The organism is Agrobacterium sp. P15N1-A (assembly GCF_044626815.1).
Taxonomy (GTDB): domain Bacteria; phylum Pseudomonadota; class Alphaproteobacteria; order Rhizobiales; family Rhizobiaceae; genus Agrobacterium; species Agrobacterium leguminum.
In genome coordinates this window covers 156,809-165,748 of the sequence record NZ_JBIUPF010000011.1, presented here as the reverse complement: position 1 = coordinate 165,748, position 8,940 = coordinate 156,809, and the positions used below count along the sequence as shown (strand labels likewise).

The 8,940-nt window shown below is 56.6% G+C and carries 10 protein-coding genes; 7 read left to right on the top strand and 3 right to left on the bottom strand.

Translation table 11 applies throughout. From position 1 onward, the window contains the following. Positions 1–42 precede the first annotated feature (42 nt). Positions 43–1,344 (bottom strand): DNA cytosine methyltransferase, encoded by a 1,302-nt coding sequence (locus ACIK7D_RS27015; protein WP_400158066.1) that lies wholly within the window; start codon positions 1,342–1,344, stop codon positions 43–45. A gap of 282 nt (positions 1,345–1,626) precedes the next feature. On the opposite strand from ACIK7D_RS27015, the gene ACIK7D_RS27010 reads away from it, so the two are divergent. From ACIK7D_RS27010 to ACIK7D_RS26995, 4 genes are all read left to right on the top strand, one after another. Continuing rightward, a complete protein-coding gene (locus ACIK7D_RS27010) occupies positions 1,627–2,019 on the top strand; it encodes a hypothetical protein (protein WP_400158065.1) in 393 nt (130 codons plus the stop codon). Between the two features lie 390 nt (positions 2,020–2,409). Beyond that, positions 2,410–2,865: a hypothetical protein gene (locus ACIK7D_RS27005; RefSeq protein WP_400158064.1), complete on the top strand. Its 456-nt coding sequence runs from the start codon at positions 2,410–2,412 to the stop codon at positions 2,863–2,865. Next, on the top strand, positions 2,858–3,901 hold the full coding sequence (locus ACIK7D_RS27000) for a serine/threonine-protein kinase (RefSeq protein ID WP_400158063.1): 1,044 nt from the start codon (positions 2,858–2,860) through the stop codon (positions 3,899–3,901). The genes ACIK7D_RS27005 and ACIK7D_RS27000 overlap by 8 nt, the downstream gene beginning before the upstream one ends. Next, on the top strand, positions 3,901–4,089 hold the full coding sequence (locus ACIK7D_RS26995) for a hypothetical protein (protein WP_400158062.1): 189 nt from the start codon (positions 3,901–3,903) through the stop codon (positions 4,087–4,089). The genes ACIK7D_RS27000 and ACIK7D_RS26995 overlap by 1 nt, the downstream gene beginning before the upstream one ends. Before the next feature lie 107 nt (positions 4,090–4,196). Here ACIK7D_RS26995 and ACIK7D_RS26990 read toward each other — a convergent pair whose 3' ends face one another. After that, on the bottom strand, positions 4,197–4,793 hold the full coding sequence (locus tag ACIK7D_RS26990) for a type II toxin-antitoxin system VapC family toxin (RefSeq protein ID WP_400158061.1): 597 nt from the start codon (positions 4,791–4,793) through the stop codon (positions 4,197–4,199). 110 nt (positions 4,794–4,903) lie between these two features. On the opposite strand from ACIK7D_RS26990, the gene ACIK7D_RS26985 reads away from it, so the two are divergent. From ACIK7D_RS26985 to ACIK7D_RS26975, 3 genes are all read left to right on the top strand, one after another. Then, positions 4,904–5,107, top strand: a complete 204-nt coding sequence (locus ACIK7D_RS26985) for a hypothetical protein (protein ID WP_045022592.1) — start codon at positions 4,904–4,906, stop codon at positions 5,105–5,107. A gap of 360 nt (positions 5,108–5,467) precedes the next feature. Then, positions 5,468–6,094, top strand: coding sequence for a hypothetical protein (locus tag ACIK7D_RS26980; RefSeq protein WP_400158060.1), 627 nt, complete (start codon positions 5,468–5,470; stop codon positions 6,092–6,094). Positions 6,095–6,105: 11 nt separating this feature from the next. Next, positions 6,106–7,965 carry an AAA family ATPase gene (locus ACIK7D_RS26975; protein ID WP_400158059.1) on the top strand — a complete coding sequence of 620 codons (1,860 nt, stop codon included), beginning with the start codon at positions 6,106–6,108 and terminating at the stop codon, positions 7,963–7,965. A gap of 657 nt (positions 7,966–8,622) precedes the next feature. Here the strand turns inward: ACIK7D_RS26975 and ACIK7D_RS26970 are convergent. Continuing rightward, positions 8,623–8,934, bottom strand: a complete 312-nt coding sequence (locus ACIK7D_RS26970) for a hypothetical protein (RefSeq protein ID WP_400158058.1) — start codon at positions 8,932–8,934, stop codon at positions 8,623–8,625. Positions 8,935–8,940: the final 6 nt, after the last annotated feature.

Genomic DNA, 8,940 nt, shown 5'->3' with positions numbered 1-8,940 from the left:
GTTTCGTGATCCAGCACCATACGAATGGCGCGGTTGCGGACTTCAGGTGAAAACTTGTTCGTTGTCTTGCTCATATCGGCTCCACTTTCTCAGAAGTTGGAGCCTCCGGCAAATCCGGTGCGGTTCAGAACGGGGTCTGGCGAGCCGCACGGCTCGAACGGCACCGGGGAAATGATTGTCTTCAGATACTCGACCCTCCGGCTCTGATTTGCGGGCAAAGGAGTGTCCTGGAATGCTTCCTGCAAGCAGGTCAATCCCTTGATGACGTCTGAGCTCTTCGTCTGACACCTCTGTAATCAACCCCTTGCGGATCGGCCAGCGCGGCCAATTGGCCTTCAGCGTATTCAGCCGAGTTTTCATGTTTTCCAGTAGTCCGACATGCTGGAATCCCGCTGCCATGAGACCTATTGCCATCCCGCCTGCGCCTGCGCCGAACTCCTGCACCCTTAGCTGCTCTGACGGTCGAGTGCGCACTTCAGTAGCGGAGCTTCCGGACGTCGGCCACGTGCAGAAATATCTTACTGCGTCGAACAGCTCCCATGAGAAACCCGGATCGTTTTCGTTGAGAGCGAGTCCGCCATCGTGGCCGAACTGTCCCTCGACAAATCTGAGAAGCGCCCGGCATGCGTTGGCCAGCATGCCCGCCTGACTGTCATTCTCCGGTGGATTAAGGAAGGATTCGACTTTTCCGAAGATCGTTTCGAAGTCCGCCAACACCAGACCAGCGAGGATCCGGACGGTTTGGTGCGCGCAGGCATAATCGTGCTCACTATAGAACTCTAAACCCTCGAACGAATTCTGCGACTGGCAGATGTAGAGAAATTCTCGAATTTCTTCCACGAGATCTGCGGCCAATTCCTCGAAATCTTCGACCACCTGTGGAACGAGTGCCTGTGCTAATCCCTTCAGAAACTCCTCTCTTTCGCGCGCGGCAGATTTTTCACGGCGGTCAAGCAACTGTTCGGAGAAGGATTCGATCTCCTGTAGCTTCTCTTCATCGGAGAGTTGACCCGCAACGACGGCCGCAACGGCGATGCTACGGGCCTCGCGGGGCAGTGCTGTCAAGGCTCGGAGTGTCTCAGGTGAAGCCGTCGTAACTTTCAGGCTTTCGTTTTCAGTCAGCAGGTTTGCGACGTTGGTGAACAACCGAGTATCCGCGGGAGCGATGTTGGCCCGCACCATCAGGAGGCTCTCGACAAGGATTGAATCGCCAGACGTATCGTGAAGCTCTCGCACGAGTTCTGATATTTCACGGTAAGAGTCGGCCAGCTTTACCATCTTCCGTTTGATCTCATCTGCCTTTTCGATAAGTAAACGCTCTTCGCAGAAACTCGTCTTCACCATGTCCAACACCCCTATCGCACATACCCGTAGCGAACCGGTATCAGCCAAGTCCTGATGTCCCGGAAAGGGATTTCCTCTGATTTTAACGAATTCCATCTGGGTAAGGGGCGGTGGTACCTGGGAAGCATAAACGCGGACTCAGTTTTGATCGCAAACCCCGAATCCAATGGTGCCTAGTGATTACCCGGGGGGCAGTGGGCAAGGCCTATCACCACGTAACCGCCTGAGACGGGAACTTGCCCGGATCCGCCGTTCGACCTCTAATCAAAGGAAAGGAGACCAATGGCAATGAACGCAGTATCCAATCCCAGCACGAAGACTCCGGTGACGCCGATCACGGGCATCCCTTACCTGGAGGCAATGCGGCACTGCGCCAGTATTGGATCTCTGAGTTCTCTGAGGGAAATGCTGAAGGAACTGGAGGATCGAGGCGCGTTGTCGGAGGACTTCTCCAAATTGGCAGCATATTGCAGGCGCGCCTCTGACTTCGAAGAACACTTCGGCGCGGGGAGCCTCCTCGACCTTTCTCATCCCAGCGTGGCGATCCTGATCGAAAATGTGATCAGCCCAAAGGAATTGCTGGCTATTCGCGGTCGGCAGGAAGCCATCGCCATGAACCCAGCGGACGCTGCTCGCGCCGAGGCGTTAGCGTCGGAAGGACGGCTCCTCGTCTGAGTCATCGTCTGGACGATTGTTCTGTTGGTTGCTCCGGGCCTGGCGGATCATGTCTTCCGCTTCTTTAAGGTCACGGCACAAGCCCGATCCGAATATCCCGGGGCCCTTCACCCGAAAGCATAGCCCTGCAGAACAAGGCCTCTCTTCCTCGATATCGTATTCACCGTTCAACTTCACCCGGATCCATTTTCCCGCCATTGCACGACTCCTCTTTTGGCTGTCCGCAGGATGGCGATTTACAAACTGTAGCTTAAGGAATTCCTTCCCCAAGGAGCCATAGGGCGGCTAATATCGATGACCTTGAGTTGTGGTCGGCCAGTGACGTAAGATCCCTGCGACTCGGCAAGGATTCGCCAGCGAAGCGATCCTGACGCCGGAGCTGGGGGAACTATGATCACAATTGGCATTCGCGCCGCGCCGAAGGTCATCACCTTCGCGATCTACGACACCGATGCGGGCTCCATCCTCAACGTCGAGGAGATCAAGATCCCGGTAGCTTTCGAAACGCCGGCCGCGCTGAAATACGTGCGCTCGAATCTTCTGGATGTCCTCCGCGAATATCAGGTTGAGCGTGCGGGGGTGAGGGTGACGGAGTCGGTGGCCAACTACCCCAGCATCGAACGCATCCAGATAGAAGGTGTCATTCAGGAAGCATTCGCGAGCAGCGAGCTGCAATCCTACTATGTCGGGCAGATCTCATCGATCTCCAAGCGTCTCGGCATCGACCGCAAGAAGTTCAAGCCGCTGGTTGATGGCGATGAAGATCCAGGCGTCGAGAACTGGAAGAAGATGGGAAAGGAAGAGCGGGAAGCAATCCTGTGCGCGATGGGGGCCAAGGATGCTTAAGCCATACCAGAAGGCGGAACTCACGTTCGACATCCTAAAGGAAATCGGGCAGGACGGACGCAACTCGCGCACCTACGTGACCCGCGATCACCAACTCAATGCGGAGATCGTCACGAAGCAGATTCAGAAGAACTCCCTGAATTCGACAGACGAGTTTTTCGCGGAGTCCCAAGCTCTCTACGCGAGCGCTCACCCGCACGTGGTACAGATCCACTACGCCTGCTATGACGATGATCATGTCTATGTGGCGATGCCATATTATCAGAACGGCTCGATCAAGGACCTGATCACCGGACGCCACATGACTGTCCGTGAGATCGTCAGTCTAGGGGCGCAGATCCTTGCCGGCTTGCACAACATCCACTCCAAGGGACTCGTCCATTTCGACGTAAAGCCAGACAACATTCTCCTGTCGCCGAGGCGCGAGGCACTCGTCTCGGACTTCGGCCAGGCAAAGCAGATGAACTACCGAGGCATCGCGGCACAGGACAGGCATTATGGCCCGATGATGCCCCCTGAGGCGATGGAGCGCGATCAGTTCGACCGGACCTTCGACATCTACCAGGTTGGGCTCACGCTCTACCGCATGTGCAATGGTAATGAGCATTTCCGCGCCCAGATGGCAAAATACGGGCCGCCGAACGCCTTCGACCGAAACGCTTTCCGCTTCGACGTCCGGAACGGCCGGTTCCCTGACCGGAAATCATTTGCCGCACATGTGCCATCAACGCTCCGTAACGTTATCAAGCGATGCTTGGAGACGAAGGCCGAGGATCGGTACCAGTCGGCGCTCGATGTTGCGAATGCCATGGCGGGCATTGACGGCGGATGCCTGGACTGGCGCCTCGTGGATCACGCGGATCGGAAGGTCTGGACAAAGGCGATTGATGGCGTCCAGTATGAAATGACCGTTAACGCCGATGGAACCAGCACCTGCTACAAGAGCGTTAACGGAGGGCAGGCGCGCCGCGTAGGCGATGCCTGCAAGAACAATATCAGCGACAAGGATCTCAGGAAGATCTTCACGGATTACTGATGCGCAAGGTGAAGAACAGTCCCACCAACTACGTGAAGCGCTCGCAGATCAAACCTGCGTGCGTGGTGGTCGAGCGCGTGGCTGAAGCACCGAGGAAGCGCACGGCGGCAGACTTTGCCAGTGCAGTCATCGATAGCAACTTCTATGTGAGCTTCCGTTCAGACCCTAAGGTCGAGAAGCGAAAATAGTCTCCTCTCCGCTGAGGATGGCGCCCATCCTGCGAGAGGAAAGCGCGGCTCCCACAAGCCGCGCTTTCGACGATTCAGCTACGATCAGTGTCTAGGTGGATCATCGGTCATACCGATGGCGAGGTGTCGGGAGTATTCGGCAGCTTGGGTAGCGACCTCTCGTGTGGGTCGGGTTCGGTTGCGTCGAAATACGGAAGCGGCACATCGAAACTGGGCTCAACGTACCATTCCGCCTCCATCGGATGGTATACGCCGGGCAGCGGGAAATGTTCGTTGATCTCAACAAAATCATCGACGTTGGCTGTAAGTATCGGCATCCGATGTACGATGGCGACGGCGGATATCATCAAATCGTGTCCGAGCCTGTTGCTTTTTTGTCCGTGCTGAACGGTCCACATGTGCCGCAAGGCGGGTACAGATGTCATCCCGGCATAGACTGTTGCCACCGCAGTCGTCATTTCCGGAAACGGAAAGGCCATAGAGATGAGTTCATCGACCCAGTTGGTGATAAGAAGTGCTTTCTGTGGATCATCCTTCACCCGGAGATGGGCTCCGCGCAGCAGTTCTGCTATGACCGGGTAACAGAGTGCGAGACGATGTATGCCGACGCGCAAGAGCCATGGACGCAGTCCGGGCGGCGGCTTTACGCGGCCCATAAGGCTGACGATGTCCGTATCCAGTAAAAGAATAGGGTCTGTCCGCACTTTAACATCTTTCTGTGGTCAGAAACTTTCTTCTTGAAAAATTCGAGGTGTGATCCAATTCGTTCGCTATACTGCACAGGTTGGTATGATGTCGTCCGAGAGAGGCCCAGATGACACGTGATTCCGATTGGCAGAGACACGAGGCCGAGGCCCGCATCCAGGAAGTTCTGGACGCAGCTAAAGCGCGCGGCACTCAGAGACTGATCGACACCGACGGCAGATTTGACGTGACGTTCGTACCCGGAAAGAAGACCCTTGAAGAGTTGTTCTCCCGCCCTGGTCCTCTCCCCGACGATGACGATCCCAATCCCTGATCGAGATTTCTGCAGCTACGGTGAGAAACCGTAACCGGCGATGGCAAAACCAACAAGATATGACGTATCGAATTTCGGCTGCTTCGGACTACCGCACTGATTGACATAGCTTAATCGTCGAGGCCATCAGGCACGAAATCCAGGAAAAGTCTCTGCTTCTCGCGGCATAAGGGCCTTGGTGGTTCCCGGCTTGTGAAACTCGCTCTCACCTCGCAGGCAAATCCTAGTTGACGTCGAGAATTTCGTTCACTAAATGTTCCGTCCATGAGCAAGACTTTTACGCCCACCTTCCGAATACGCTGACGGAGACCGGGACCGTTCCCGGTGCCGCCCAGATCGCTATTCATCGGAGGTGGGGTCATGAAGACCGAGTCCACTCATGTCGCGGGTGACGAAGCCTGCGTTTTTTCGAAGTACCGCCCGTTCTTTCCGTCTGCGACGCTCAAATGCGTCGGTCGCCCTGTCTATCGTTCGCGGGAGGCTCGTGATTATGCTTGCTTGCTGGATCTGGATCCGAAGGTGTCCGCCTGGCGCTGCATGCCTCAGCCGATCATCAATGATTCCGGAGCACGAAACCCACGACACCACTATGTTGATTTCGCTGTCGAGACGGAAAACGAAGCCTTGCTCGTCGATATCCGGCAACGAGATGCCGGCATCGTCGGTTGGATTGCCAGGTTAGCCGAAAAACAGGGCTACCGGTATCTGGCGGTGTCCTTCTCCGAAATCGTCGGCGCGACCCGGATTCAGAATGCCAGGGATCTCATTCGCTACGCTGGATATGAGGCACCGCTGGGTGACCGTATCCGAGTTCTCTCTGCGTTGGAGGAAATGGGGACTTTAACGCTTGCGGAATGCCTCTCTGTCGTTCGCGAAAGCAAGCCGATGCCAACAATCGCAACGATGATCCTCAGGAACATCCTTGAAGTCGACCTCGATGAAGCTCTCCTGGGACCGGAAACGGTCGTCAGGCGCGTGGCGAAGTAGGGTGGCCGAAGATGTCAAACAGATCTGCCGAGCGGGAGCCCTCGCTCGAAGTGGCTACTTATGCCGTCGCCCTCAAGAATGCATTGAGGTTATGTGGTGTCTACCTGAGCGAAGGACAGATCGATCATGCAGTCGGTCTGGTACTGCCACCCGAGGCAGACATGGACTCGTACAGGGAGGCGGCTAAACTCGTCCTGCGAGAGACCAGCGTTTTGATCCGCTACGCAGTTACGACAATTGAATTGGGCAGGCGGGGGGAGACATATCACGAGGACGCTGGGAAAGTCCTGGCGCAAAAATCGGCCGTTGTCGCCCTCATCGAGAATGGAGCCAAGCTTGTGCCTGAGATTGCAATCACCTTGGACCGCATCGTTGACGTCGGACCCGTCAAGCCGAACCACCTGATTTCTGCCGCGAAAAATGTATGGCAGATCGATATTGCAAGCGATGCTGCTAGCCTACTCTGCCAATATACTCCAAGCCTGTTGTTCGGCGCGGTGCGAAAAGGACGGCCGATCGAAATCGTCTTGGAAAGGCTTGCGGCCGCTTCGAGGGCTCCTGCGACCATGGCTTGGGAGCCTTTGGTGGAAGACCTGGAAGGGTATGGCGAGGCGCGCGATTGGGCGGCGAACCTGGTCGTTGATCTCGCTGACTGGAGGGATGGCAAGGTCGCATGGCGCGATGTTGATGCGGGGCTTCTTCTCAGCGGTCCTCCCGGGACCGGCAAGACGCTCTTTGCATCAGCGCTCGCGCGTTCCTGCGGGGCGACATTCATCGGTACATCGAGCGCGCAATGGCAGTCCAAGGGACATCTCGGTGACATGTTGGGCGCAATGCGGAAGAGTTTCCGCGAAGCAGCCGCCGCAGCTCCGTCGGTGCTCCTCATTGATGAGTTCGACAGCATCGGCGACAGGCGGACATTCAGAGGAGACAACGCAAATTACAGCCTTCAGGTGGTGAACGCCTTGCTTGAGCTGCTCGATGGATCCACGGACAGGGAAGGGGTGATCGTCATCGCTGCATCGAATTTCCCGAACAATATCGATCCGGCATTGCGTCGACCTGGCCGACTTGACCGCCACATCGCGATCGAGCTGCCCGATCAAGCGGCTCGCGAGCACATGCTCGCAATGCATCTGGGTACAGCCAGCGCTTCGGAGGAGCTCACCAAAGCTGCTCTGGCAACAAGTGGGTATTCCGGCGCAGACATTGCGCAGGTCGCGAAGGATGCTCGTCGGTTGGCCCGTCGCCAGGGTAGGGAAGTCCGATTGTCGGATGTGCTTGCCGTCGTGCCAGCAATCGCGAGCGTTGGCGACGATGAGCTTTGGTCAGTATCTGTACATGAGGCCGGTCACGCGATCGTCGGTACCGTTCTGTCTGTTGCGGAGATCGAGATGATTGTCGTAGCGAGGGAGGCCAGCCATCGAGACGCGAGTATTGGACACGTGCAATGGCGGCGGAGTTACACACCAAATCGAAGCCGGCAGTCCTATCTGGACGAGATTGCGATGCTGCTGGGCGGCATGGCCGCGGAAGAGGTAATCCTCGGTGATGTTTTCGATGGCTCCGGCGGTGTCGCAGGATCCGATCTTCAGCGAGCGTCGGATATCGCTACGGTTATGCTCGCAAGTCTGGGGCTGGAATCACTCCAATACTGTGATGTCTCGAGTTCCAGGGAGCTGGACGAACTGCGCCGTGATGATCCTGTTCTACGGAGGCGGGTCGAACGGTTGCTTGAGGTCGAGCTATTGCGAGCAACGACAATTATCCAATCGCGGAGGCCGGAGGCCGAAGAGATTGCACGAGCCATCGCAAATCGCGGCGTGGTCTGGGGACGTGAGGTGATGGATATCGTTTCCATGCCAAAATGAGGTAGGCAGTGATCGGGATTTTGTTCCTGCGTTGTCCCTCATGCTCTTGTCTATGATCGCCTATCCATGGGCGAGCAACGGGAGTTTCTCCCCGGGGAGTACATTGGAGGTTCTCAGGATCAGGAGGTCTGGACGTGAGGGCCATTGGCACTGGCCGGGCTAGAGCGCCAAGGCAACTTGGAGGTCGATCGTTGGAATCCTTGCGGAAGCGGTGTCGGACGTTTTAACTTCTACTGGTTGCAGATTTATCACTAGCGGATCGGGACAATCGAAGCGCGCCCTAAGGCTGCCGTAGGGCGTAGACCGTTGCGCACCCGTCTTCTCGGAAACGTTAGTTGCAGGGATCTGAGAATCACCTCAGGTTGCGTAGATGCAATATGCATCGGGGGGATTTTGATCAATGGGCAGCAGGACATCTGGCCGTCTCACGGACTATAGTGGCGTGAAGAACTCGAACGGCACCGGAGGTACCAGCGGGGTCGATCGCTGCGGACAGTCCTTCGATTGTTCGCTGGAAGACGTGGCGCAGTGCGACTACTTTATAACACATGGTGCTGTCCCGCCGGTGGGGACCGAATTGACACTCGTGCTTGAGCGCAGGATCTTTGCGGTCGCTCCCGACGGCCTGAAAGTAGGCGCGCTTCCGACGGCGTACAACTACATCGCCGGGTGCATCAAGGCGGGCCATTCATACATTGGCGCCGTCACTGCATCGGGCTCGGCCCCAATGCCATTCGTGTCAGCAGTGTTCACACCGAGATGAGCGCGAGTAGCGCTGCGCCAATCCTTATTGTCGGTGAGATTATCGTTGATTTTACGGTAGCCAGACCCGGTGCCGAGTGCAAGCTCAGACTTGGTGGGATCGTGCACGCCGCACGGGGATTGTGGGCTTGCGGCATATCCTATTCCATCGCCGCTGTTTGCCCAGGATACATAGTTGATCAAGCTCAGCGGTTCCTTGCTGCTCATGGATGC